This is a genomic window from Paraburkholderia sp. BR14374 (assembly GCF_040948685.1).
GTDB classification, from domain to species: Bacteria; Pseudomonadota; Gammaproteobacteria; order Burkholderiales; family Burkholderiaceae; genus Paraburkholderia; species Paraburkholderia youngii.
The window spans coordinates 138,331-162,832 of sequence record NZ_JBFPKF010000008.1; the positions used below are offsets into that span (position 1 = coordinate 138,331).

The 24,502-nt window shown below is 65.3% G+C and carries 21 protein-coding genes; 18 read left to right on the forward strand and 3 right to left on the reverse strand.

What is annotated here, in order from left to right:
- Positions 1-55 precede the first annotated feature (55 nt).
- Positions 56-916, reverse strand: a complete 861-nt coding sequence (locus AB3X86_RS20365) for an outer membrane protein assembly factor BamD (RefSeq protein WP_368597384.1) — start codon at positions 914-916, stop codon at positions 56-58.
- A gap of 38 nt (positions 917-954) precedes the next feature.
- On the opposite strand from AB3X86_RS20365, the gene AB3X86_RS20370 reads away from it, so the two are divergent.
- The 14 genes from AB3X86_RS20370 (at position 955) to AB3X86_RS20435 (ending at position 16,528) form a co-directional block, all read left to right on the forward strand.
- Entirely contained in the window at positions 955-2,199 is a 1,245-nt protein-coding gene (locus AB3X86_RS20370; RefSeq protein WP_368597385.1) for an RluA family pseudouridine synthase, read from the forward strand.
- Entirely contained in the window at positions 2,196-3,059 is an 864-nt protein-coding gene (gene pgeF / locus AB3X86_RS20375) for a peptidoglycan editing factor PgeF (protein ID WP_368597386.1), read from the forward strand. The genes AB3X86_RS20370 and pgeF overlap by 4 nt, the downstream gene beginning before the upstream one ends.
- A gap of 599 nt (positions 3,060-3,658) precedes the next feature.
- Positions 3,659-5,464 carry a class I poly(R)-hydroxyalkanoic acid synthase gene (phaC, locus tag AB3X86_RS20380; protein WP_368597532.1) on the forward strand — a complete coding sequence of 602 codons (1,806 nt, stop codon included), beginning with the start codon at positions 3,659-3,661 and terminating at the stop codon, positions 5,462-5,464.
- A 179-nt stretch (positions 5,465-5,643) separates the two neighbouring features.
- On the forward strand, positions 5,644-6,825 hold the full coding sequence (locus tag AB3X86_RS20385; RefSeq protein WP_368597387.1) for an acetyl-CoA C-acetyltransferase: 1,182 nt from the start codon (positions 5,644-5,646) through the stop codon (positions 6,823-6,825).
- A gap of 232 nt (positions 6,826-7,057) precedes the next feature.
- Positions 7,058-7,798 (forward strand): 3-ketoacyl-ACP reductase, encoded by a 741-nt coding sequence (locus tag AB3X86_RS20390; protein WP_176108639.1) that lies wholly within the window; start codon positions 7,058-7,060, stop codon positions 7,796-7,798.
- 137 nt (positions 7,799-7,935) lie between these two features.
- On the forward strand, positions 7,936-8,553 hold the full coding sequence (gene phaR, locus AB3X86_RS20395) for a polyhydroxyalkanoate synthesis repressor PhaR (protein WP_176108638.1): 618 nt from the start codon (positions 7,936-7,938) through the stop codon (positions 8,551-8,553).
- 427 nt (positions 8,554-8,980) lie between these two features.
- The gene (locus AB3X86_RS20400) at positions 8,981-10,024 is read left to right on the forward strand and encodes a tRNA dihydrouridine synthase (RefSeq protein WP_368597388.1); all 1,044 of its coding nucleotides are present in this window, start codon (positions 8,981-8,983) and stop codon (positions 10,022-10,024) included.
- A gap of 81 nt (positions 10,025-10,105) precedes the next feature.
- Complete coding sequence (gene rimO, locus AB3X86_RS20405) at positions 10,106-11,500, forward strand: 30S ribosomal protein S12 methylthiotransferase RimO (RefSeq protein WP_368597389.1); 1,395 nt, start codon at positions 10,106-10,108, stop codon at positions 11,498-11,500.
- A gap of 3 nt (positions 11,501-11,503) precedes the next feature.
- The gene (locus tag AB3X86_RS20410) at positions 11,504-12,454 is read left to right on the forward strand and encodes a sugar kinase (RefSeq protein WP_368597390.1); all 951 of its coding nucleotides are present in this window, start codon (positions 11,504-11,506) and stop codon (positions 12,452-12,454) included.
- A gap of 85 nt (positions 12,455-12,539) precedes the next feature.
- The gene (bktB, locus tag AB3X86_RS20415; protein WP_176108634.1) at positions 12,540-13,724 is read left to right on the forward strand and encodes a beta-ketothiolase BktB; all 1,185 of its coding nucleotides are present in this window, start codon (positions 12,540-12,542) and stop codon (positions 13,722-13,724) included.
- Between the two features lie 62 nt (positions 13,725-13,786).
- On the forward strand, positions 13,787-14,446 hold the full coding sequence (locus AB3X86_RS20420) for a hypothetical protein (RefSeq protein WP_368597391.1): 660 nt from the start codon (positions 13,787-13,789) through the stop codon (positions 14,444-14,446).
- 84 nt (positions 14,447-14,530) lie between these two features.
- Positions 14,531-15,715, forward strand: coding sequence for a cystathionine beta-lyase (locus AB3X86_RS20425; RefSeq protein WP_368597392.1), 1,185 nt, complete (start codon positions 14,531-14,533; stop codon positions 15,713-15,715).
- 180 nt (positions 15,716-15,895) lie between these two features.
- Positions 15,896-16,345 (forward strand): hypothetical protein, encoded by a 450-nt coding sequence (locus AB3X86_RS20430; protein WP_368597393.1) that lies wholly within the window; start codon positions 15,896-15,898, stop codon positions 16,343-16,345.
- Positions 16,346-16,396: 51 nt separating this feature from the next.
- The gene (locus AB3X86_RS20435; RefSeq protein WP_018432050.1) at positions 16,397-16,528 is read left to right on the forward strand and encodes a hypothetical protein; all 132 of its coding nucleotides are present in this window, start codon (positions 16,397-16,399) and stop codon (positions 16,526-16,528) included.
- A gap of 74 nt (positions 16,529-16,602) precedes the next feature.
- Here AB3X86_RS20435 and serB read toward each other — a convergent pair whose 3' ends face one another.
- The gene (serB, locus tag AB3X86_RS20440; protein WP_368597394.1) at positions 16,603-17,442 is read right to left on the reverse strand and encodes a phosphoserine phosphatase SerB; all 840 of its coding nucleotides are present in this window, start codon (positions 17,440-17,442) and stop codon (positions 16,603-16,605) included.
- Between the two features lie 286 nt (positions 17,443-17,728).
- Here serB and AB3X86_RS20445 point away from each other — a divergent pair, with 286 nt between their 5' ends.
- From AB3X86_RS20445 to AB3X86_RS20460, 4 genes are all read left to right on the forward strand, one after another.
- Positions 17,729-18,964 (forward strand): cytochrome P450, encoded by a 1,236-nt coding sequence (locus AB3X86_RS20445; protein ID WP_368597395.1) that lies wholly within the window; start codon positions 17,729-17,731, stop codon positions 18,962-18,964.
- A 198-nt stretch (positions 18,965-19,162) separates the two neighbouring features.
- Positions 19,163-20,173, forward strand: coding sequence for a Ku protein (locus tag AB3X86_RS20450; RefSeq protein ID WP_368597396.1), 1,011 nt, complete (start codon positions 19,163-19,165; stop codon positions 20,171-20,173).
- Between the two features lie 48 nt (positions 20,174-20,221).
- Positions 20,222-23,050, forward strand: coding sequence for a DNA ligase D (gene ligD / locus AB3X86_RS20455; RefSeq protein WP_368597397.1), 2,829 nt, complete (start codon positions 20,222-20,224; stop codon positions 23,048-23,050).
- Positions 23,051-23,132: 82 nt separating this feature from the next.
- Positions 23,133-23,435, forward strand: a complete 303-nt coding sequence (locus tag AB3X86_RS20460) for a hypothetical protein (protein WP_368597398.1) — start codon at positions 23,133-23,135, stop codon at positions 23,433-23,435.
- Between the two features lie 22 nt (positions 23,436-23,457).
- On the opposite strand, the gene AB3X86_RS20465 is transcribed toward AB3X86_RS20460, so the two are convergent.
- Positions 23,458-24,426, reverse strand: a complete 969-nt coding sequence (locus tag AB3X86_RS20465) for a LysR family transcriptional regulator (protein WP_368597399.1) — start codon at positions 24,424-24,426, stop codon at positions 23,458-23,460.
- Positions 24,427-24,502 lie beyond the last annotated feature (76 nt).

Genomic DNA, 24,502 nt, shown 5'->3' on the forward strand with positions numbered 1-24,502 from the left:
GTCGTGGCGTTTTTGTTTTCAGACGACGGTCAGTGTGCCGTCGGCGCGTGGGGAATCAGAACTGCCACCACGACTTCGCCGTGCCGGGCCGTGCGTGGCCGGTCACGTATGGGCTGTCGGGGAAAGTGCCGGCCAGCACGCGGCGCGTGTCGTCAGCGAGTTGCTGGTTGTTCAGCTTCTCGTACGACAGAATCATGAGGTGCAGTGCGTCTTCGATGGCCGGCGCGTTCTTGTACTCGCGCAAGGCGAGCTGCGCGCGGTTGATCGCGGCGACATAGGCGCCGCGGCGGTAGTAGTAGTCCGCCGCGTGGACTTCGTGCGATGCCAGCGCATTCACGATGTAGCGCATGCGCTGCGCGGCGTCCGGCGCGTACTTGCTGTTCGGGAAGCGGTCCACCACGACCTTGAACGCGTCGTACGACTCGCGCAGCGACTTCGGATCGCGCTCGCTCATATCCTGGCCCGAGAAGCGGCCGAACAGACCGAGGTCGTCATTGAAGTGGATCATGCCCTTCAGGTAATACGCGTAGGCGATGTCCGGGTGATCCGGGTGCAGCTGGATGAAGCGGTCGATGGCCTGGTCGGCGGCGGCGTTTTCGTTGTCTTTCCAGTTGCAGTACGCGACGTTGATCTGCGCCTGCTGGGCGAAGTGGCCGAACGGGTCGCGGCCCTCGAGAAGCTCGAAATACTTCGCGCACTTGCCCCAGTCACCACCGGTCAGGGCGTCGTTCGCCTCCGTATATAATTTGTTGTTGTTCCACGTTGCCGTTTCGTCGGTCTTCTCCGGCAGGCCGTGGCAAGCCGCAACAGCGACGACGGCCGCGGCGCACGCAATGTATCCGGCCACTTTCCGGGCCGCCTTCTTGATGGCCGCCAAATTGATCGCCGCTTCAGTGATGGTGTTCAAGGCTCGCATTTTCCAGTCTAGCTTTACGTCCAGGTGACCCAGATTCAATGACCCGCTCAAATACTCCAGGCACCGCAGGCGCCGGGAATAGCAACAAAGATTATAGCGTAAGCGCCGACCCGGCCGACGCGTTGGGCGTCGATTCCCTCGATGACGATTTCGCCGGCGACGCGCTCGCCGAAAGCGGTCGGCAAGGCTCCGCGGCCACGGCGGCGCCCGTACCCGTGCGCGCGGCCGACGAAGCGCCGCGTAGCGTCGTGGTGCCCGACGAACTGGCCGGCGAGCGCCTCGACAAGGTGCTCGCCAAAGTATTCCCGGAGTTCTCGCGCAGCCGTCTGCAAAGCTGGATCGAGGCCGAGCGGGTGCGCGTCGACGGCAAGCCGGCGAAGATTCGCCAGTCGGTGCCGCTCGGTGCCACGATCGAGCTCGTGCCCGATCTGCTGCCCGAGCAGCTCGCCTTCACGCCCGAGCCGGTGCCGCTCGAGATCGTCTACGAGGACGACACGCTGGTCGTCATCAACAAGACGGCCGGCATGGTCGTGCATCCGGCGGCCGGCAATTGGAGCGGCACCGTGCTGAACGGACTGCTCCACCGCTATGGCGAGGCCGCGGCGGGTCTGCCGCGCGCGGGCATCGTGCATCGGCTCGACAAGGAGACTTCGGGACTGATGGTGGTCGCGCGCACGCTCGAGGCGCAGACCGACCTCGTGCGTCAGTTGCAGGCGCGCACGGTCAAGCGCCGCTACCTCGCGCTCGTGTGGGGCAGCATGCCCGACGAAGGCACGATCGACGCGCCGATCGGCCGCGACCCGCGCGAGCGCACGCGCATGGCCGTGGTGACGAGCGCGGCCGGCAAGCCGGCGCGCACGCATTTTCGGCGCGTGGCCGCGGCGATCTGGCAGCGTCAGCCGGTCACGGCGATCCACTGCGATCTGGAGACCGGGCGCACGCATCAGATTCGCGTGCATTGCGCGCATATCGGTCATCCGCTGCTCGGAGACCCCGTCTACGGACGCGCGCGCGGCAAGCGCTCGGTCACGCCGCTGCCGGACGGCTTCGCGCGCCAGGCGCTGCACGCATGGCGGCTCGGCCTGATCCATCCGAAGACCGGCCGCTCGATGCAATGGCGCGCCGACGTGCCGGCCGACATCGAGGCATTGTCGGCCGCGCTCGGCCTCGGTCGCGACGACGCGGGGGAGTTCGACGACGCGTATGACGAGGACTACGATGCATCGTTCGACGATGGCGCGTACGATGAAGACGGCGACCACGACGAGGACGATCACGCATGAGCGCCAATCTGCCGGAGCTGGGTTTTGCCGACGTCGTGCAGCCCGCATGGAACGTCTCGCCGCGCGTGCGCGCGCTCGTGACCACGCGCGACGGCGGCGTCAGCGACGCGCCGTTCGGCCGCTGGCGCGACGGCGCCGACCAGCCCGGCGGGCTGAACCTGGGCATGAAGACCGGCGACGATCCGGCCGCGGTCGCGAGCAATCGCGCACGGCTCGTCGCGCTGACCGGCGTTCGCGAAACCGCGTGGCTCGAACAGATTCACGGCGCCGGCATCATGCGCGCCGAGGATGCAGTCGCGCACGCGCGCGAGCATGGCGCGCCGGCGCGCGCTGACGCGAGCGTCACCGATCGCGCGGGCATCGCGTGCGTCGTGATGGTGGCCGATTGCATGCCGGTGCTGTTGTGCGACGAAGCGGGGCGCGCGGTCGGCGCCGCGCATGCCGGCTGGCGCGGACTCGCGGCGGGCATCGTCGAGCAGACCGCCGCGCGGGTCGCGGCGCTGGCGGGCGTGCCGGCCACCGAGTTGCATGCGTACCTCGGACCGTCGATCGGGCCCAACGCGTTCGAAGTCGGTGCAGACGTCCGTGACGCCTTCATGACTGATGTCGACGGCGCACAATGCGATGCGACCGCGAAGGCGTTCGTCGCGCATCCCGCGAATGCCGGCAAATATCTCGCCAATCTGCCGGCGCTGGCGCGCTTGCGCCTGCAGCGGCTCGGCGTTACGCGTATCAGCGGCGGCGACCTGTGCACGGCCACGCTGCGCGAGCGCTTTTATTCGTATCGCCGTGACCGCGAAACCGGCCGTATGGCCGCGTTGATCTGGATCGACGAACAGGCGCAATCAATTGCCGATTAATTCTGGGTAGCGCGCGCATCTCGTCATATTTTTACAATCGAACGGTGGTTTCATTCTGCGTGAACGCGCACCGGTTCGAGATTCGCGAATGGCACGGCAGGTCCGTCACTGAAGGCCTTTCACCGGCCTTCAAGCACATTTTTTGTTGCACTGCCGGAAGGATTGCCTATAGCGCGAATCCCCCGCCGGCTCTGTGGGCGAGCGAACGGATAAATACGCTTAAGTGCCATGCGCCGTTGGACTTTTTTGAGTTGCGTGCGGCATGGGACATTTCTTCGCAAAAGCGCGATTTGCCATACAGGGAAAACGATAATTAAAAAAATATCGCACCGCGGCAAAATCGGGAGCAAGCATTGACATGCCTTGTGATGGGGAGCAAGAATGTTCCTTCTAAGCTCCTCCTCGTTCATGAGACAGGGTGTGACGAAGTCGCGAGCAATCGCTCCGTGCGCACGAACCTGCCTCTCAACCCGTCCGCAAGGACTTACCGGTCAAAAGCAGGCATGGCAGCATCTCATTCCTCAGCTTCCCCCAGCACGGACTCCTCGAAGGAGCAGACGCAGCAGGCCGGTACGAGCGGTGCATCGTCAGCCGCAGGCATGCAGCAATTTCTCGACGCCTGGATGAACGCCTGGCGTTCGTTCGGCGCTCAGCCCAATGGCGCGGCATTCCAGATGCCTTCAATGCCGCAGATGCCGGACCTCGCGCAGATCACGGCGGGCTTTCCGCAAATCCCGGCATTTCCCGGCATGCCCGACTTCAGCAAGCTGGCCGCCGGCGCGCTGCCGGGGCTCAGCATTCCCACCGCCGCGATTCCGCCCGAGCGTTTGCAGAAGCTGCAAACCGACTATTCGCGCGAGGCGATGGAACTGATCCAGCAGGCCACCACATCGGCGATCAAGGCGCCCGAGCTCAAGGACCGGCGCTTTAGCGCCGACGCCTGGAGCCAGTCGCCGGCCTACGCGTTCACCGCCGCGTGGTATCTGCTGAACGCGCGCTATTTGCAGCAGATGGTCGACGCGCTCGATACCCAGCCGAAAACCCGCGAGCGCATTCGCTTCGCGGTCCAGCAGTGGACCGCGGCGGCCTCGCCGAGCAACTTCTTCGCGCTGAATCCCGAAGCGCAGAAAACGCTGCTCGACAGCAAGGGCGAGAGCCTGCGCCAGGGTGTGATGAACCTGCTCGGCGACATGCAGCGCGGCAAGATTTCTCAAACCGACGAATCGCGTTTCGCGGTCGGCGAGAACCTCGCGAACACCGAAGGCTCGGTCGTGTTCGAGAACGATCTGCTGCAGCTGATCCAGTACAAGCCGCGCACGGCGACCGTGCGCGAGCGGCCGCTCCTGATCGTGCCGCCGTGCATCAACAAGTACTACATCCTCGACCTGCAGCCCGAAAACTCGCTCGTCGCGCACGGGCTCGATTCGGGCCACCAGGTATTCCTGATTTCGTGGCGCAACGCCGATCAGTCGATCGCGCACAAGACGTGGGACGACTACATCGCCGAGGGCGTGCTGACTTCGATCGACACCGTGCGCCAGATCAGCGGCCGCGAGCAGATCAATACGCTCGGTTTCTGCATCGGCGGCACGTTGCTCGCCACCGCGCTCGCGGTGGCCGCGGCGCGCGGCGAACATCCGGCCGCGTCGATGACGCTGCTCACCGCGATGCTCGACTTCTCCGACACGGGCGTGCTCGACGTGTTCGTCGACGAGGCGCACGTGCAGATGCGCGAGCAGACCATCGGCGGCAAGAACGGTGCGCCGCCGGGGCTGATGCGCGGCATCGAATTCGCGAACACGTTCTCGTTCCTGCGCCCGAACGACCTCGTATGGAACTACGTCGTCGACAACTACCTGAAGGGCCGCACGCCGGTGCCGTTCGACCTGCTGTACTGGAACAGCGACTCGACCAGTGTGCCGGGGCCGATGTACGTCTGGTATCTGCGCAACACCTATCTCGAGAACAAGCTGCGCGAGCCGGGTGCGCTGAGCAGCTGCGGCGAGCCGATCGATCTGTCGAAGATCGACGTGCCGACCTTCATTTACGGTTCGCGAGAAGACCATATCGTGCCGTGGCAAACCGCGTACGCGTCCGTGCCGCTGCTTACCGGACCGCTGAAGTTCGTGCTCGGCGCGTCGGGTCATATCGCCGGCGTGATCAATCCGCCCGCGAAGAAAAAGCGCAGTTTCTGGAGGCTCGAGAGCGACGCGAAGACGCTGCCCGCAAGCGCGGACGAATGGTTCGAAGCGGCGACAGAAGTGCCCGGCAGCTGGTGGCCCGAATGGACCGACTGGCTCGATCAGTACGGCGGCAAAAAGGTGAAGCCGCGCGCCACGCTGGGCTCCGACGAATTCCCGGTCATCGAGCCGGCGCCGGGCCGCTACGTGCGGCAGCGGGAGTAGGTTTCACGCACGGGCCGACGCGCGCGTCCGAAGTTGCTGCGCAGTCGGCCGGTGCATAGGTGTTTGGCAGGTGAATGAGCGTCTGGTTGATGAAGGCGTGAGAGCAACGCAAGTTGCGACGCAATTTTTAACGTAACGGGCTGCGGCGCAGTTTGCCGGGATGCCCTGAGGATATGGAAATGACTGATGTTGTGATCGTATCGGCCGCTCGTACTGCAGTGGGCAAGTTTGGCGGGTCGCTGGCGAAGGTTGCCGCACCTGAACTCGGAGCGGTCGCGGTTCGCGCCGTACTCGAACGGGCCGGCGTGAAGCCGGAACAGGTGAGCGAAGTTATCCTGGGCCAGGTGCTGACGGCGGGCTCCGGTCAGAACCCCGCGCGTCAGGCGCTGATCAAGGCGGGTTTGCCGTCGGCCGTGCCCGGCATGACGATCAACAAGGTTTGCGGCTCGGGTCTGAAGGCCGTGATGCTCGCGGCCAACGCGATCATCGCCGGCGATGCGGACATCGTCGTCGCAGGCGGCCAGGAAAACATGAGCGCCGCGCCGCACGTGCTGCCGGGTTCGCGCGATGGTTTCCGCATGGGCGACGCGAAGCTGATCGATTCGATGATCGTCGACGGCCTGTGGGACGTCTACAACCAGTACCACATGGGCGTGACGGCTGAGAACGTCGCGAAGGAACACGGCATCACGCGCGAACAGCAGGACGCGTTCGCGGCGCTGTCGCAGAACAAGGCGGAAGCCGCGCAGAAGGCAGGGCGCTTCAACGACGAAATCGTGCCGGTCGAGATTCCGCAACGCAAGGGCGAGCCGCTGCGCTTCGTCACCGACGAATTCGTGCGTCACGGCGTGACGGCCGAATCGCTCGCGGGCCTGAAGCCGGCGTTCTCGAAGGAAGGCACGGTCACGGCGGCGAATGCGTCGGGCCTGAACGACGGCGCGGCCGCGGTGCTCGTGATGTCGCTGAAGAAAGCGGAAGCGCTCGGCCTCACGCCGCTCGCGCGCATCAAGGCGTACGCGAACGCGGGTGTCGATCCGAAGGTGATGGGCATGGGCCCGGTGCCGGCTTCGCGCCGCTGCCTCGAGCGCGCGGGCTGGACGCCGGCCGACCTCGACCTGATGGAAATCAACGAAGCGTTTGCCGCGCAGGCGCTCGCCGTGCACAAGCAGATGGGCTGGGACACGTCGAAGATCAACGTGAACGGCGGCGCGATCGCGATCGGCCACCCGATCGGCGCGTCCGGCTGCCGGATTCTCGTTACGCTGCTGCACGAAATGCAGAAGCGCGATGCGAAGAAGGGTCTGGCGTCGTTGTGTATCGGCGGCGGCATGGGTGTCGCGCTCGCGGTCGAGCGAGTTTAAAGTACGCTGGGTACGCCGCGCGCGACCGCGACCGTTCGCGCGCGGCCTTCGCCGGCACAGCCATCTGGCCGCGCCGCACGCCAACTGGCGGTGCGGCGCGCTGCGCTGCAACAGGTGACTCGGGCCGGCAGCGCGCGTTGCCAGACGGTCGCCCGGCGGCAACGTGAACCAGCATCAGGCGAGGCACGAGGCCGCCGGCAGGCGCCTCGAAAACGATAACGGAGTGTGGTTTATGACACAGCGAATTGCGTACGTAACGGGCGGCATGGGCGGCATCGGCACCAGCATCTGCCAGCGTCTGCACAAGGAAGGCTTCAAGGTGATCGCGGGCTGCGGCCCGAATTCGCCGCGCCGTGCAAAGTGGCTCGACGAGCAGAAGGCGCTTGGCTTCGACTTCGTCGCCTCCGAGGGTAACGTCGGCGACTGGGAATCGACCAAGGCCGCGTTCGACAAGGTCAAGGCCGAAGTCGGCGAGATCGACGTGCTGGTCAACAATGCCGGCATCACGCGCGACGTTGTGTTCCGCAAGATGACGCACGAAGACTGGACCGCGGTGATCGACACCAACCTGACGAGCCTGTTCAACGTCACCAAGCAGGTGATCGACGGCATGGTCGAGCGTGGCTTTGGCCGCGTAATCAACATTTCGTCGGTGAACGGCCAGAAGGGCCAGTTCGGCCAAACCAATTATTCGACTGCGAAGGCGGGCATCCACGGCTTTACGATGTCGCTCGCGCAGGAAGTCGCGACCAAGGGCGTGACGGTCAACACCGTGTCGCCGGGCTACATCGGCACCGACATGGTCAAGGCCATCCGCCCGGACGTGCTGGAAAAAATCGTCGCGACGATTCCGGTGCGCCGCCTCGGTCAGCCGGACGAAATCGGCTCGATCGTCGCATGGCTCGCGTCGGACGAATCGGGCTTCGCCACCGGCGCAGATTTTTCGCTGAACGGCGGCTTGCATATGGGCTGAGCCATCGGCGCGCCGGACCGGATGGCGGCGCGCTCCGGCTCAGACGGTTTCCCCGGCGTCCCGGCTGCGCAATCGATTCGATCGCACAGCCCGGACGCCGTTTCCGCGTTTGCTTAACTCGAGCTTAAAGGCGTTACATGACTACTACTACAAAGAAAACGGCCGAACGACTGATCAAGAAATATCCGAATCGTCGGCTCTACGATACGGAGACGAGCACCTACATCACGCTGACTGATGTGAAGCAGCTCGTGCTCGATCAGGAAGATTTCAAGGTGATCGATGCCAAGAGCAACGAGGACCTGACGCGTTCGATCCTGCTGCAGATCATTCTCGAAGAGGAGAGCGGCGGCCTGCCGATGTTCTCGTCGTCGATGCTGTCGCAGATCATCCGGTTCTACGGTCATGCGATGCAGGGCATGATGGGCACGTATCTGGAGAAGAACATCCAGGCCTTCATCGACATTCAGGCGAAGCTCGCAGACCAGTCGAAGAATCTCTATGAAGGCAAGGCGATGAACCCCGAGGTCTGGTCGCAGTTCATGAACATGCAGGCGCCGATGATGCAGGGCATGATGACCAGCTATATCGAGCAGTCGAAGAACATGTTCGTGCAAATGCAGGAGCAGATGCAGAACCAGGCGAAGACCATGTTCGCCACGTTCCCGTTCACGCCGGGCGGCGCTGTCAATGCGAACAACGCGAGCAATGCGCCGGCTACGCCACAGGGCAATCCGGAGCCGGAGAAGAAGTGAACGAGTGAATGGCGGCGAGGTCCGCTCGGGTCGACGAGGGCTTCGGGGTAGCCCGCGGACGCGAAGCCGACCTTCATGGCTGCAACGGGATCGCGACCTGGCTGAGCCAGCTCCTGGCCGTCGGCGTAGCGTTGGCATCCAGCCGCTCCGTTGCCAATCTCCCATATGGCTCGCACGATTGCGCAGCCACCGACGCGCTACAATACCGGCCCGCGCGTGGGGACGCTTTTCCGTCGGAACCGGATTCAGGCCGCGGTTCAAGGTCCGTTGCGTCCCTCTGCCGGCACATCGCTGCTAGCGCCGTTATCGTTTTCCTTCCGCTGGACCCGCCTTATGTTTCAGACCGTCTCCCTGATCGCGTCCGTGTGTTCCGTTGCGAAGGCCGCACGGATCATTCTTCGCTGATCCGCCGTTCACCCACATCCTCATGAGCCGGCTGTTTCTCGCCCCGATGGAAGGGCTTGCGGACTACGTGCTGCGCGACGTGCTGACGAGCGCGGGCGCTTTCGACGGCTGCGTGTCCGAGTTCATCCGCATCACGGGCTCGATGCTGCCGACGCGCGTCTATGAGCGCGAGGCGCCCGAGATCCTGCACGCGAGCGTGACGGCCAGCGGCACGCCGATGGTGATCCAACTGCTCGGCAGCGATCCCGAGTGGATGGCGCGCAACGCCGCGTACGCGGCCACGCTGTCGCCGTACGGTATCGACCTGAACTTCGGCTGTCCCGCCAAAGTGGTCAATCAGCATGGCGGCGGCGCGATGCTGCTCGCGAACCCGAAGCTGCTGAACCAGATCGTCGCGGCCGTGCGCGCCGCGGTGCCGGCCGATATCGCGGTGACCGCAAAAATGCGCCTCGGCGTGTCCGACACGTCGCGGGCGATCGAATGCGCGCAGGCGCTCGTGGACGGCGGCGCGGCCTCGCTCGTCGTGCATGCGCGCACGCGCGACGACCGCTACCGGCCGCCTGCGCACTGGGAGTGGGTCGCGCATATCGACGACGCCGTCGATGTACCCGTCATCGCGAACGGCGAGGTCTGGACAGCCGCGGACTGGCAGCGCTGCCGCTCGGTCAGCGGCTGCACGGACGTGATGATTGGCCGCGGCGCCGTGTCGGACCCATTCCTCGCGCAGCGAATCCGCGGGCTCATGGACCCGTGTGCGTCGGCCGACGAATGGCCGCAGGTGCTGGGTTCGATCGTCGGCTACCTGAACAAGCTGCGGGCGCACGGCTCGCTGACCCATGAGCACGGCCGCGTCAAGCAGTGGCTCAGCTACCTGCAGCGGACCTGGCCGCAAGCGGCCGAACTGCATGCGGCGATCCGGCGAGTGCAGGACTCTGACGAAATTCTTACGGTGATCGGCCAGGCGCTGGCGGCCGCAGGCGCGTCGGCGCCAACGCGTGAGCACGTTTTCAGCGACGAAAATAGCGAGCTGAATCAACCCGAACCGGCTGAAGCGATCCCCGTTTGAAGACTAGAATTCAAAGACTTACGAGCGGTGGCGGTGGCGAACCGCTACAATTCAGGGTTTAACGTCTTCAAGCGGTTCCCCATGTCTTCCACCCCCTCGAACGCTCCGGCCGCGCCGGGCGCCACGCCGAAAGTCGGCTTCGTTTCCCTCGGCTGCCCCAAGGCCCTCGTCGATTCCGAGCAGATCATCACCCAGCTGCGTGCCGAAGGCTACGAAATCTCCGGCACCTATGACGGCGCGGACCTCGTGGTCGTCAACACCTGCGGCTTCATCGACGAAGCCGTGCAGGAAAGCCTCGACGCGATCGGCGAAGCGCTCAACGAAAACGGCAAGGTGATCGTCACCGGCTGCCTCGGCGCAAAGAAGAGCGCGAGCGGCTCGGGGCTGATCGAGGAAGTGCATCCGAAGGTGCTCGCCGTGACCGGCCCGCACGCGGTCGGCGAGGTGATGCAGGCGGTGCACAGCCATCTGCCGAAGCCGCACGATCCGTTCGTCGACCTGGTGCCTGCAGCGGGCGTCAAGCTCACGCCGCGCCACTACGCGTACCTGAAGATTTCCGAAGGCTGCAATCATCGCTGCACGTTCTGCATCATCCCGTCGATGCGCGGCGATCTGGTGTCGCGCCCGGTCGCCGAGGTGATGCTTGAAGCCGAGAACCTGTTCAAGTCCGGCGTGAAGGAACTGCTCGTGATTTCGCAGGACACGAGCGCCTACGGCGTCGATGTCAAATACCGCACTGGTTTCTGGAACGGCAAGCCGATCAAGACGCGCATGACGGATCTGGTCGGCGCGCTCGGCGAACTCGCCGCGCAATACGGCGCGTGGGTGCGGCTGCATTACGTGTATCCGTATCCGAGCGTCGACGAAGTGATTCCGATGATGGCCGCGGGTCCGTACAAGGGCCACGTGCTGCCGTATCTCGACGTGCCGTTCCAGCACGCGCATCCGGAAGTGCTCAAGCGCATGAAGCGCCCGGCCAACGCCGAGAAGGTGATGGAGCGCGTGAAGGCGTGGCGCGAGATCTGCCCGGATCTGACGATCCGCAGCACGTTCATCGCCGGCTTCCCGGGCGAGACTGAAGAGCAGTTCGAGACGCTGCTCGATTTCATCCGCGAGGCGGAGCTCGATCGCGTCGGCTGTTTCGCGTATTCGCCGGTCGAAGGCGCGAGCGCGAACGAACTCGACGGCGCGCTGCCCGACGAGGTGCGTGAAGAACGCCGGGCGCGCTTCATGGAAGTGGCCGAGCAGGTGTCGGCGAAGCGCATCGCGAAGAAGGTTGGCAAGACGCTGAAGGTGCTGGTCGACGAGATCAACGCGGACGGCGGCATCGGCCGCACCGCGGCGGACGCGCCGGAGATCGACGGCGTCGTCTATATCGCGCCGTCTACCAAAGCATCGAAGCGCTACAAGGTCGGCGATTTCGTGTCGGTGAAGATCACCGGCGCGGACGGCCACGATTTGTGGGGCGAGGTCTAAGCGATGGCGCTCGGCGCGGCCGCACGGCCTGAAGCTCAAACACCGGACATCCTCGCGCTCGGCGAGGCGATGATCGAATTCAACCAGTCGGCGAAGGATCAGCCGAACTACCTGCAAGGCTTCGGCGGCGACACGTCGAACTTCTGCATCGCGGCCGCGCGCCAGGGTGCGAGGACCGGCTTCGTATCGGCGGTCGGCGCCGATCATTTCGGACGCCTGCTGGTCGATCTGTGGGAGCGCGAACAGGTCGACACGTCGTTCGTGCGCATCGATGCGCAAGCGTCGACCGGCGTCTATTTCGTGTCTCACGGCCCCAACGGCCACGCGTTCGACTATCTGCGCGCGGGCTCGGCGGCGAGCCGCTATGCGCCCGCCGATCTGCCGCGCGACGCGCTCGCGGCGGCGAAGGTCGTTCATCTGTCCGGCATCAGTCTCGCGATCAGCGTCAGCGCTTGCGATGCCGCGCTCGAAGCGATCGCGCATGCGCGCGCGAATGGCGTGCGCGTGAGCTTCGATACCAATCTGCGTCTGAAGCTGTGGCCGCTCGCGCGGGCGCGTGCGGTGATGCTCGAGGCGATCCGCCAGACCGACATCTGCTTGCCGAGCTGGGACGACGTCACCGAACTAACGGGGCTGACCGGCCGCGACGAGATCGTCGATTTTCTGCTGTCGCACGGGCCGAGCGTGGTCGCGCTGAAGCTCGGCAAGGACGGCTCATATATCGCGACGCCTAACGAGCGACGCGTCGTGCCGGGTCACGTCGTCGATGCGGTCGATGCGACCGGCGCCGGCGACTGCTTCGGCGGCGCATTCATCGCGCGCATCGTTGCGGGCGACGATCCATTTGCGGCGGCACGCTACGCGAACGTCGCCGCCGCGCTGTCGACGAAAGGTTATGGCGCGGTCGCGCCGATCCCGTCGCGCGAGACCGTCGAGCGGCTGCTGGCGGGCTAGATATTACGTAAGCCGCGCGCGGCGCAGCATGGCCCGCGTTGGCGCAATCATCCAGGCGAAGTGGAGACAACAGGAGGGGCAAGCGATGCAACGGGACGTAGTGGTGGTAAGCGGTGTGCGCACGGCAATCGGCACGTTCGGCGGTAGCCTGAAGGATTTCGCCCCGACCGATCTCGGCGCGCGCGTCGTGCGCGAAGTGCTCGAGCGCGCGAGCGTGTCGGGCGATGAAGTCGGGCACGTCGTGTTCGGCAACGTCGTGCACACCGAGCCGAAAGACATGTATCTCGCGCGCGTCGCGGCGATCAACGGCGGGGTCGCGCAGCATACCCCCGCGCTGACGGTGAACCGGCTGTGCGGCTCGGGCTTGCAGGCCATCGTGTCGGCCGCGCAAAGCGTGCTGCTCGGCGACGCCGATATCGCGATCGGCGGCGGCGCTGAAAACATGAGCCGCGCGCCGTACTCGATGCCGGCCGCGCGCTTCGGTCAGCGCATGGGCGATGCGCGTCTGGTCGACATGATGGTCGGCGCGCTCAACGATCCGTTCCAGTCGATCCATATGGGCGTGACCGCCGAGAACGTCGCGCGCAAGTACGACATCTCGCGCGACGCGCAGGACGCGCTCGCGCTCGAGTCGCACCGTCGCGCGGCTCACGCGATCACGAGCGGCTATTTCAAGGAACAGATTCTGCCGATCACGCTCGCGTCGAAGAAGGGCGACGTCGTATTCGACACCGACGAGCACGCGCGGCTGAACGCAACCGCCGACGATTTCGCGAAGCTGAAGCCGGTGTTCGTGAAGGACAACGGCACGGTGACGGCGGGCAACGCGTCGGGCATCAACGACGCGGCCGCGGCCGTCGTGCTGATGGAGCGCAGCGTCGCCGAGCGGCGCGGCGTGAAGCCGTTGGCGCGGCTCGTGTCGTACGCGCATGCGGGCGTCGATCCGGCGTATATGGGCATTGGGCCGGTGCCGGCAAGCCGCAAGGCGCTCGAGCGGGCGGGTCTGACGGTCGCCGATCTCGACGTGATCGAGGCCAACGAGGCCTTCGCCGCGCAGGCCTGTGCGGTCAGCAAGGAGCTCGGTTTCGATCCGGCCAAGGTCAATCCGAATGGCTCGGGCATTTCGCTCGGCCATCCGATTGGCGCGACCGGCGCGCTGATCACCGTGAAGGCGCTGTACGAGCTGCAGCGCATCGGCGGGCGTTATGCGCTCGTCACGATGTGCATCGGCGGCGGCCAGGGGATCGCGGCGGTTTTCGAGCGTCTGTGACCGCGCACTGCAGGCCGGCCGGCATAGGTAGCAAGCAGGAACCAGCAACAAGGATCGACAGGATGCGGGAAGCGAAAGTGACGAAGGGTTCGGTAATGCAGACGTTGCGTCAGCGCGCCGGCGCGGTGGCAAGCGCCGCCGCGCTGCTGTGTGCCGGCACGGTGCTGTGGATGCCGTCGCAGGCGTGGGCGGAAAGCGATGCAGTCAAGGAGCTGGCCGCGCCGCCGCCGATTCAGCTGCCGCTGAAACCGAGCCCCGAGTTCGCGAAGTTTCCGCGCTACGTGGGCACGCTCGGCGCGCGGCCGATCGTGCTGCGGCTCGGGCCCAAGACCGACGATCCTTCCGGCGTACACGGCGAGTATCAGTACACCGATAACGGCGAGGTGATCCTGATCGCCGGCGATCGCGTCGGCGATACGCTCGAAGTCGAAGAATCGAACGACGGCACGCATATCACCGGCAACTGGGTCGGCAAGTTCGCAGCGGACGGCTCGCTCGAAGGCGACCGCATGAACGTCGACGATTCGAACCCTCAGGAATTCAACCTGAAGCCTCTGGCGGCGGGGCAGGCGGCACCTGCGGCCGGCGCGGCGGCCGCCAAGGCGGCCACCCCAACTGCGCAGCCGGCTGCCGTGAACGGCGCAGTGGCGGCTCCCGCGCCGGCATCCGCTGCCGGCGGGCACCCGGTGGGCGGCGTCAGCAACCTGCAAACCGGCGACTGATGCGTACGCACGCCGGGCATCTTGAGTCGCGCGGCGCGGCGCTTGCTCCAAGCCCGCTTCCCTGTGTATTTCATCGAACTCCACATGACTGAATCCAAACTCAAACACCGCCTGCAGACCCGCATCGTGCGTGCCGAGGACGACATCACGCCGGGCTTCGAATCGTTCTCGACGCCGGTCACGCGGGCGTCGACGGTGGTGTTTCCCGATCTCGCCGCGATGCGCGCGCTCGACTGGAAAAACGACGCGCAATGGCGCTACGGCCTGCATGCGACGCCGACGCAGATCGCGCTCGCGCAGCGCCTCGCCGCGATCGAGGGCGGCAAGCATGCGCTGCTGCAGCCGTCGGGGCTGTCGTCGATCTCGAACGTCTACTTCGGCCTCGTGAAGGCCGGCGACGACGTGCTGATCCCCGATAACGTCTATTCGCCGAACCGCGACCACGGCGACTGGCTCGCGCGCGATTTCGGCATCACGGCGCGCTACTACGATCCGCTGATCGGTGCGGACATTGCCAAGCTGATCCAGCCGAACACGCGCCTGATCTGGATCGAAGCGCCCGGCTCGGTGACGATGGAAGTGCCGGACGTGCCGGCCATCACGGCGGCGGCGCGCGCGCGCAACGTCTTCACCGCGATCGACAACACGTGGTCCGCCGGCCTCGCGTTCCGGCCGTTCGACCACGGCGTCGACATCTCGGTGCAGGCGCTGACCAAGTACCAGTCGGGCGGCGGCGACGTGCTGATGGGCGCAACGATCACGGTCGACCGCGACGTGCATGTGAGGCTGAAAGCGGCGCGCATGCGCATGGGCATCGGCGTGTCCTCGGACGACTGCTCGCTGATCCTGCGCAGCCTGCCGAGCATGCAACTGCGGTTCGCGCAGCACGATCGCGCGGCGCTGTCGCTCGCGGCGTGGTTGAAGAGCCGGCCGGAAATCGTCGCGGTGCTGCATCCGGCGCTGGCCGATTGTCCGGGGCACGAAGTGTACAAGCGTGATTTCACCGGCGCGGGCGGCCTTTTCTCGGTCGTGTTCGACGAGCGATACAGCGCGGCGCAGATCGACATGTTCTGCGAATCGCTCGAACTATTTTCGCTCGGCTGGAGCTGGGGCGGTGCGCATAGCCTCGCGATGCCGTACGACATCGCGTCGATGCGCACGGCGGCACAGTGGCCGCACCGCGGCACGCTGGTGCGTTTCTATATCGGTCTCGAAGACGAGGCTGATCTGCGCGCGGATATCGAGCAGAGCCTGGCTAAGCTGGCTTAATACGCGTTAGCCCGTTCGACACGTTGTTCGAGAAGCCCGTCGGGATGCGTTCCCGGCGGGCTTTTTGTTGCCTTGAGTATCGAGCACACCTGACCATTTGGCCGAATGGTCGATACGGGTGCGCGACGCTACGATCGTGTCCTTGCCGAATAACGTTGCCGCGCTCGGGGAGGGGCTTCGATGAATCTTTTCTTCTGGCTGTTGCTGAATCTCGCGGTGCCGATTGCCGGGCCGATTCTTACGCTTGCGCTTGTCGCGCCCGCGTATGGCTGGCGCGTTGCCCGGACGATGATCGAGGCGTCAGTGAAAGACGGGCAATTGTTCTGGTGTGCGATCGGACTTTGTGCCGCCGCGATTTATGAGGCGGTGATGGCGTTGGAGCAGGGCAGCGGGGAGTCCTCGATGCTTGCGTTGGGGATTGTCGGGTTTTGCGGGCTGGCATTCGCCTGTTCCATAGCCGTGATGGCATGCTTGCTCAAGGTGCGGCAGGATGGCTTCGTCGCCGCTCGCGATGACAGGCAGACCGAGTCCATGGTTGGCACGCTATCACGGGGGGCGATAGGCGCGTCGATTTTCACGATCTGCCTGGCGGCGTTTCTATTCGCGGCCCTACACATTTACCTCAATTAGATTTATGGGATAGTGCAGCGCTTATACTTGCTCCGTCTTGTGGAGGAGCTTATGAAACAATTTATTCTATCGTTGGAAATAGGCAAAAATCACGACCGCATCATGAAGGGCGTGTTGATCTTCAACATCCTGATTTCCATCGGCATGTGCGCGCTGTTCCTGCCGGCCATTTTCAACAGATAACAACACAGTTCGCGCATTTCGTTATCGCGTCGGTCGTTGTGCCGACGCGATAACGAACCCCTCGAGCAACAGCCTCAGAACAACCGCAGCAACCCGTCCAGTCCAACGAAATTGAACGACACGCTGGCTGCTTCGCGCACCACCGGCTTCGCGCGGAAGGCAACGGAAAGTCCGGCTTCGGCCATCATTTTCAGATCGTTCGAGCCGTCACCCATCGCAATTGCGCGCGAAGGCTCGATGCCGAGCGTCGCGCAGGCTTCGCGCAGCGTGCGCGCTTTCACATCCGCATTGACGATCTCGCCAATCACGTTGCCGGTCAGCCTGCCGTCGACAATTTCGAGCGTGTTCGCACGCGTGAAATCGAGGCCGAGGCGCGCCGTCAGCTTCGCGGTGAAGAACGTGAAGCCGCCCGACACGAGCAGCGTTTTCAGGCCCGCCTGTTTCGCGCCGGTCAGCATGCGTTCAGCACCCGGCGACAACTGCAGCCGCTCTTCGTACACGCGCTCGAGCGCGCTGGCGTCGAGCCCCTTCAGTAGCGCGACGCGGCGCGTCAGGCTTTCGTTGAAGTCCTTGATCTCGCCGCGCATCGCAGCCTCGGTGATCGCCGCGACTTCGGCTTTGAGCCCGCAGAAATCGGCGATTTCATCGATGCACTCGATCGTGATCAGCGTCGAATCCATGTCCATCGCGACGAGCCCGAAGTCGCGCAACTGGCGGCCGGCTTCGACAAACGCGTAGTCGAGTTGATGCGTATAGCAATACGCCTCGACGTCGGCGCGTTGCGCGAGGTTTGCGTCGGCGATGCGAATCGCGTTCTCGTCGATGACGGTGGCGTGCGAGCCGCGCGCGAGCGCGACGAGCGTTTTGTGATGATCGGCGGAAAGGGGGGCGACGCTTTGAATGACGAGGTTCATGGACGACCAGTGACGCGGGAAGAAAGAGGCGCGTGGCGCGCGGAAAATCCCGCTATTGTATCGGTTCTGTGCACCGCGCCGTCGCGGGCGGCTGTAGCGGGCGGGTTTGCCGTGCGCTCCGACAGTGCGCGGTTCATACTGACGCATCGAATCGTGTGGCGCGCTCGTCGTCGGATTGGCTGAAGTCGGCGTTTCGCGTATCGCCGTAACGGAACAGACCGGACAAATGCGGTCACACGAACCCGCCACATCACAAGCGCAACAAGACGCCCCACGGAGACAACGCATGACCCCGGCAACCGCCAGCGACCCTTCCTCCCTTGCCCGCGACTTCGATCTGCGTCATCTGAGTCCCGCGTTCTACGCCGATCCCTATCCGGTCTATCGCGCACTGCGCACCTATGACCCGATCCGGCGCATGCCCGACGGCTCACTGTTCCTGACGCGCTTTCGCGACGTGCAGGCGGTCTACCGCGACCCGAAGACCTTCAGTTCCGACAAGACCGTCGAGTTCCGCCCGAAATACGGCGACTCACCGCTCTACGCGCATCACACCACGAGCCTCGTGTTCAACGATCCGCCGCGCCATACGCGTGTGCGCAAGCTGATCGCCGGCGCGCTGACCGCGCGCGCGATCGCGGCGATGGAGCCCGCGTTGATCCGGCTCGTCGACGGTCTGCTCGACGCGGCCAAGCAGCGCCGACGGATCGATCTGATCGGCGAGTTCGCGGCGGCGATTCCGGTCGAGGTCATCGGTAATCTGCTCGACGTGCCGCACGACGAGCGTGCGCCGTTGCGCGACTGGTCGCTCGCGATACTCGGCGCGCTCGAACCGTCGCTGAGTGACGCGCAGTTCGAGCGCGGCAATCGCGCGGTCAGCGAATTCGTCGACTATCTGCGCGGCCTCGTCGCACGACGACGCCGCGAGCCCGGCGATCCGCAGCACGACGTGCTGACGCGGCTGATTCAGGGCGAGGGCCCGCACGAGCAGCTATCGGAAGCCGAGCTGCTGCAGAACTGCATTTTCATCCTGAACGCGGGGCACGAAACGACCACCAACCTGATCGGCAACGGGCTCGTCACGCTGAGCCAATGGCCTGACGAGCGCGCCGCGCTGCTGCGCGAGCCCGAGTTGATCGGCACCGCGGTCGAGGAGTGTTTGCGCTTCGAGAGTTCGAACCAACTCGGCAACCGCATGACCACCGTCGATACCGAGATCGGCGGCGTCGCGCTCGCGCGCGGCACGCCGGTCACGCTGTGCATCGGCGCGGCCAATCGCGATCCCGAGCAGTTTGCCGAGCCGGACCGCTTCGATATCCGCCGCGATCCGAACCGGCATCTCGCGTTCGGCTTCGGGATTCATCAATGCGCGGGCCTGTCGCTGGCGCGGCTAGAGGCGCGGATTGCGATCGAGCGCTTCGTGCAGCGCTTCCCGGCGTATCGCGTGGATGGCGAGCCGACGCGGGGCGGGCGCGTGCGGTTTCGCGGATTTGCGTCCGTGCCGGTCCTGCTCGATCCTTGATGCACCCCCTGATAGCGCGCGCACTAAGACAGCCGTAGCTTTTGCCGCTTCATCGCAAAACTTACAGCCTGATGACAGCAGGCCGCCGAGCGGACCGGCTCATGCTTTAAGCGTGGCAGCAGCGTAAAACCCGCCAAAACGCGGGCACGCTTGCTGCTTCGCCTGATATTTCAGGGCCATGGGACAGGGGAGCGCGCGATGGCACACATGATCTGGAAGGGCGCAATCAGTTTCGGGCTGGTGCACGTACCGGTGCAGCTCTATCCGGCGACGCAATCGGAGAAGGTCGGTTTCAATCTGCTCGACAAGCGCACGATCGACCCGATCGGCTACAAGCAGATCAACAAGCGCACCGGCAAGGACGTGACCCGCGAGAACATCGTGCGCGGCTTCGAATACGAGAAGGATCACTACGTCGTACTGTCGGACGACGAAATCCGCTCGGCGAATCCCGAGTCGACGCAGACGGTCGACATCCTCGCGTTCGTCGACGCCGCCGACATCTCGTTTCTCTATCTCGACACGCCGTATTACCTGACGCCCGACCGCAAGGGGGAAAAAGTCTATGCATTGTTGCGCGAGGCGATGACGGCCTCGGGCAAGATCGGCGTCGCGAGCGTCGTGCTGCACAACAAGCAGCATCTGGCCGCGCTGATTCCGCTCGGTCCGATGCTCGCGCTGAACACGCTGCGCTGGGCCGACGAGGTGCGCGGTCTCGACGAGTTCAAGGTGCCGCCCGAAGGCATGAAGGCCGCCGGCGTGTCAGCCAAAGAACTCGACATGGCGAAAAAGCTGATCGACGACATGAGCGAGACGTGGGACCCGATGCAGTATCACGATACGTTTCGCGACGACATCATGGCGCTCGTCGAGCGCAAGATCCAGGCGGGCAAGACCGAGGAGGTCACCGAGGTCGAAACGCCGCACGAACCGCGCAAGTCCGCCGACATTCTCGACCTGTCCGATCTGCTCAAACGCAGCCTCGGCCGCGGCAAGGGCAAGCAGGCGGCCACCGGCCGCAAGCGCACCGCCGGCGAGGACGAGGATCAGGCCGATAGCGAAGCCGGGTCCGATGAAGAGACGGCCGCGCCCGCGCGCAAAAAGGCTCGCGCGACAAGCACCGCGCGCAGTCGCAGCGGTAGCGGCAGCAGCGCCCGCGCCGCATCGAAAACCACCGCAACGTCGCGCAAACGGCGCGCGGCGGCCTGAACGCGCGGCCGCCGCGCCGCTCGCGCTTAACGCACCGGAGTCATCGCCATGAACGACCGACTCGAGGTCTATCACCGCAAGCGCCGCTTCGAAGACACGCCGGAGCCATCCGGCGTGCCGACCCGCAAGCGCGCGGCAAGCAAGACGGGCAGGAGCGCGACGCGTGCCGCGCCCGACACACTGTCCTACGTGATCCAGGAGCACGACGCGCGGCGTCTGCACTACGACTTCCGGCTCGAACTGAACGGCTCGCTGCTGTCGTGGGCGGTTCCGAAAGGGCCGAGCCTCGACCCGTCGGTCAAGCGGCTCGCGGTGCACGTCGAAGACCATCCGGTCGAATACGGTACGTTCGAGGGCGAGATTCCGCCCGGCAACTACGGTGCGGGAACGGTGATCGTGTGGGATCGCGGCACGTGGGAGCCGGCGGGCGGCGTGGCCGAAGCCGCGCGGTCGTACGCGGCCGGCAAGCTCAAGTTTCATTTGTACGGCGAGAAGCTGCACGGCGGCTGGACGCTGGTACGCAGCCATATGCGCGGCAGCGGCGACAAGGAACAATGGCTGCTGATCAAGGAGCGCGACGAGGAAGCGCGCGACGAGAGCGACTACGACGTGCTCAAAGAACTGCCGGGCAGCGTGCTGGCCGACGGCGCTTCGAAAGGCAGGAAAACGAAGCAAGCGAAAGCGCAGACGAAAACGTCGGGCGACGGCAAAGCCACGGGCACAGGCAAGCCAGCGAAGTCCGCCTCGTTGCGCCGCGCAGCCGATCCCAAGCGCCCCGACATCGTCGCGACGCGTACCGCGCAGTCGTTACGCGAACTCGCCGCATCGCCATCGATTGAAGGCGCGGTCAAAGCCGCGTTGCCCGCGAGCCTGACGCCGGAGCTGGCGACGCTCGTCGACACTGCGCCGCCTGGCGACGACTGGCTGTACGAAATCAAGTTCGATGGCTACCGCGTGCTCGCGCGCATCGACCACGCGTCAAAGAAGAAGGCTGGTGCGGTCAGCGTTTTCACGCGCAACGGCAACGACTGGACCACCAGATTCAGCAAGCAGATCGAGGCCATCGCCGGGCTCGACCTGCAAAGCGCGTGGCTCGACGGCGAAGCCGTCGTGCTCGATGAACGCGACGTGCCGAGCTTCCAGTTGCTGCAAAACGCGTTCGATGCGCACCGCCCGCAGGACATCGTGATCTATCTGTTCGATCTGCCGTTCCTGAATGGCTACGACCTGCGCGGCGTACCGCTCGAACAGCGCCGCGCGATTCTGCGCGCGCTGCTCGAAGGCGTCGACGATCGCGTGCTGCGCTTTTCGAACGACTTCGCGTTCAGCGCCGGCGAGCTGCTCAGTAGCGCGTGCGACATGGGGCTCGAAGGCATCATCGGCAAGCGGCGCGACAGCCGCTATGTGTCGGGCCGCGCGCCGTCGTGGATCAAGCTGAAGTGCCGGCGCCGCCAGGAGTTCGTGATCGGCGGCTATTCGGAGCCGGCCGGCAGCCGCGAGGCGTTCGGCGCGCTGCTGCTCGGCGTCTACGACGCCGACGGCCAACTGCAGTACGCGGGGCGCGTCGGCACCGGCTTCGACGCCGCGTTGCTGCGCTCGGTCAAACAGGCGCTCGACGCGCACGCGAGCAAGCGCATGCCGTTCGCGAGCGCGCCGCGTGAGCGCAGCCGTACGCCCGTGCATTGGGTCGAGCCGGTGCTGGTCGCCGAATGCAACTTCGCCGAATGGACCAGCGACGGCATCGTGCGCCAGGCGTCGTTCGTCAGTCTGCGCGACGACAAACCGGCGCGCCAGATCGTCAAGGAAACCGCCCGACAAGGAGCCGACGTGCAACAGCAAACCGAAACCGCCGCCGACGATACGCGGCAAACAGGCGCGCCGAAAAAGCGCGCAGCCACGAAAACCGCCAGGACCGCAAGGACCGCCGCGCCCGCCGCGACTGAAAGCGCGCCCGCCCGAACCACGGCAACACGCTCGCGCGCGCAAAGCGAAGTCGCCGGCGTGCGCATCTCGCATCCCGATCGCGTGATCGACAAGAGCAGCGGCGCAAGCAAGCTCGAACTGGTGCAGTACTACGAATCAATCGCCGAATGGATGCTGCCGCATCTGCGCGAGCGGCCCGTCGCGCTGGTGCGCGCGCCCGAGGATATCGGCGGCGAGCTGTTCTTCCAGAAGCACAGCCAGAAGCTGTCGATTCCGCACGTCACGCAGCACGAGGGACTCGACCCGGGCCATCCTGCGCTGATCACGATCGACACGCTTGCCGCGCTGGTCGGCGCCGCGCAGATGGGTACCGTCGAATTTCATACGTGGAATGCGCTCGCGTCGAATATCGAAAAGCCCGACCGGATGGTGTTCGATCTCGACCCGGACCCGTCGCTCGGCTGGGAACGGATGGTCGAGGCCGCGCAACTGACCCGCTCGCTGCTCGACGAACTGGGCCTGAAGTCGTTCGTCAAGACGAGCGGCGGCAAGGGCTTGCACGTGGTCGTGCCGCTCGCGAAGCAGGCCGGCTGGGACGAAGTGAAGGACTTCTCGCAGGCGGTCGCGCAGCATATGGCGACGACGCTGCCGCAGTACTTCAGCGCGAAGATGGGCGCGCAGAATCGCAAGAAGAAAATCTTCATCGACTATCTGCGCAACAACCGCGGCTCCAGCACGGTGGCCGCATTCTCGGCGCGGGCGCGGCCGGGGCTCGGCGTGTCCGTGCCGCTCGCGTGGGACGAACTCGACAGCACGACGGGCGGCGATCAATGGGGCATCCGCAACGTCCACGAGCGCGTGGACGGCCTCGCAAGCGACCCATGGGCCGACTATGCGAAGACGCGTCAGCGCATCACCGCGGCGATGAAAAAACGTCTGGGCGTCGCGTCATGAGTGCTCGTCCAGGTGGCTGAACAACCCGCGAATTCGCCATGCGCACTCAGTGCGCGAACGCGCTTCGCGAAGGAGCAATGCAATGAAAACCCTGCCGCAATCGACTGAGGGCGACTCGCAAGCCGACCCGCACGCGAACAAGGACCCGAAGTCGTTGCAGGAAGCCGCGGCGCCGCTGCCGCATGAAACCGACCAGCATCCGGAGTCACAGCACGAGGACGATCCGCGCCATGTCGGCAAGCAGGCGCATGAGGATATCGAGCATGGCTTGCAGGATACCGACCGCCGCGGCGGCGGCGAGTATCAGCAGCGCACGCAGAACGACTCGCATGCCGATGTGAACTCGGATCGCAAGCAGGGCGGCGCGAAGGGCGGCAAGCGCTGACGCCGCGTACCGGGCGTGACGCCTACGCGCCCGCCAGTCCAACCGGCTCCCGGTCCCAATACGGCGGATCGTCGAAATGCGCGGCGACGAAGTCGATGAATGCGACCGTCTTCGGCGGCACGAACGCGCGGCTCGGGTACACGGCCCAGATCGCGACGTCGTCCGCGAGCGGATAGCTGTCGAGCACACTGACGAGTTCGCCGCTGCGCAGATGAGGCGCCACGTCCCATGTCGATTTCAGCGCGATGCCGAAGCCCGCGAGCAGCGCGTCGCGAATCACCTCGCCATTGTCGGTGACGAGGCGGCCGTTCACGCGCACGTCGAGCGGGCCAGTGGGCGTCACGAAGCGCCAGTCGCGCTGCTCCGACAGGATGATGCACTCGTGCCGCGCGAGATCCGACGGATGATGCGGCGTGCCGTGCGCGGCCAGATAGGCGGGGGCCGCGCACAGCACGCGGCGATTGACCGCGAGCCGCCGCGCGACCAGCGACGAATCCTTCAGCACGCCGACGCGGATCGCGACATCGATGCCCGCGTCGACCAGATCGACCACCTGATCCGTCAGCCGCAGATCGACGCTGACGCCCGGATAGCGGCGCAAAAACTCGCTGATCACCGGCGACACATGCTGGCGCCCGAACGACGACGGCATCGTCACGCGCAGCCGTCCCTGCGGCTCGGCCTGCGCGCGGCCGACCGCTGCGCGTGCGGCGGCGGCCGCGTCGAGCAGCGCCTCGGCACGCGTCATGAACACTTCACCGTCCTGGGTGAGGCTGATGCGGCGCGTGGTCCGATGCAACAAACGCGCGCCGAGCAGCTTTTCGAGTTGGGCGATCCGAGCGCTCGCGACCGCCGCCGACAAACCGAACTCGCGCCCGGCCGCCGACACGTTGGCGAGCAGCGCGGCGCGCACGAACAGCCCGACATCGAGCAGATCGAGCCGTTCGCGCTCGCTGGGCAGGGACCGGCCAGCCGGAGTTGAATCGTTCACTATTCCGAAAAACCAAAAAATGTTTCAGTGATTATGACTGTTTTAGCAGAATAAGAACCGTCTTACGATTCGGGTC

What these genes read in the sequence shown, in the direction of transcription:
- phaR (WP_176108638.1), top strand. Translation starts at nt 7,936, where the DNA reads ATGACTACTACTACAAAGAAAACGGCCGAACGACTGATCAAGAAATAT.
- serB (WP_368597394.1), bottom strand. Translation starts at nt 17,442, where the DNA reads ATGAACCTCGTCATTCAAAGCGTCGCCCCCCTTTCCGCCGATCATCAC.
- phaC (WP_368597532.1), top strand. Translation starts at nt 3,659, where the DNA reads ATGCAGCAATTTCTCGACGCCTGGATGAACGCCTGGCGTTCGTTCGGC.
- AB3X86_RS20435 (WP_018432050.1), top strand. Translation starts at nt 16,397, where the DNA reads ATGAAACAATTTATTCTATCGTTGGAAATAGGCAAAAATCACGACCGC.
- AB3X86_RS20370 (WP_368597385.1), top strand. Translation starts at nt 955, where the DNA reads ATGACCCGCTCAAATACTCCAGGCACCGCAGGCGCCGGGAATAGCAAC.
- AB3X86_RS20445 (WP_368597395.1), top strand. Translation starts at nt 17,729, where the DNA reads ATGACCCCGGCAACCGCCAGCGACCCTTCCTCCCTTGCCCGCGACTTC.
- AB3X86_RS20365 (WP_368597384.1), bottom strand. Translation starts at nt 916, where the DNA reads ATGCGAGCCTTGAACACCATCACTGAAGCGGCGATCAATTTGGCGGCC.
- bktB (WP_176108634.1), top strand. Translation starts at nt 12,540, where the DNA reads ATGCAACGGGACGTAGTGGTGGTAAGCGGTGTGCGCACGGCAATCGGC.
- AB3X86_RS20425 (WP_368597392.1), top strand. Translation starts at nt 14,531, where the DNA reads ATGACTGAATCCAAACTCAAACACCGCCTGCAGACCCGCATCGTGCGT.
- ligD (WP_368597397.1), top strand. Translation starts at nt 20,222, where the DNA reads ATGAACGACCGACTCGAGGTCTATCACCGCAAGCGCCGCTTCGAAGAC.
- AB3X86_RS20390 (WP_176108639.1), top strand. Translation starts at nt 7,058, where the DNA reads ATGACACAGCGAATTGCGTACGTAACGGGCGGCATGGGCGGCATCGGC.
- pgeF (WP_368597386.1), top strand. Translation starts at nt 2,196, where the DNA reads ATGAGCGCCAATCTGCCGGAGCTGGGTTTTGCCGACGTCGTGCAGCCC.
- rimO (WP_368597389.1), top strand. Translation starts at nt 10,106, where the DNA reads ATGTCTTCCACCCCCTCGAACGCTCCGGCCGCGCCGGGCGCCACGCCG.
- AB3X86_RS20410 (WP_368597390.1), top strand. Translation starts at nt 11,504, where the DNA reads ATGGCGCTCGGCGCGGCCGCACGGCCTGAAGCTCAAACACCGGACATC.
- AB3X86_RS20450 (WP_368597396.1), top strand. Translation starts at nt 19,163, where the DNA reads ATGGCACACATGATCTGGAAGGGCGCAATCAGTTTCGGGCTGGTGCAC.
- AB3X86_RS20420 (WP_368597391.1), top strand. Translation starts at nt 13,787, where the DNA reads ATGCGGGAAGCGAAAGTGACGAAGGGTTCGGTAATGCAGACGTTGCGT.
- AB3X86_RS20385 (WP_368597387.1), top strand. Translation starts at nt 5,644, where the DNA reads ATGACTGATGTTGTGATCGTATCGGCCGCTCGTACTGCAGTGGGCAAG.
- AB3X86_RS20460 (WP_368597398.1), top strand. Translation starts at nt 23,133, where the DNA reads ATGAAAACCCTGCCGCAATCGACTGAGGGCGACTCGCAAGCCGACCCG.
- AB3X86_RS20400 (WP_368597388.1), top strand. Translation starts at nt 8,981, where the DNA reads ATGAGCCGGCTGTTTCTCGCCCCGATGGAAGGGCTTGCGGACTACGTG.
- AB3X86_RS20430 (WP_368597393.1), top strand. Translation starts at nt 15,896, where the DNA reads ATGAATCTTTTCTTCTGGCTGTTGCTGAATCTCGCGGTGCCGATTGCC.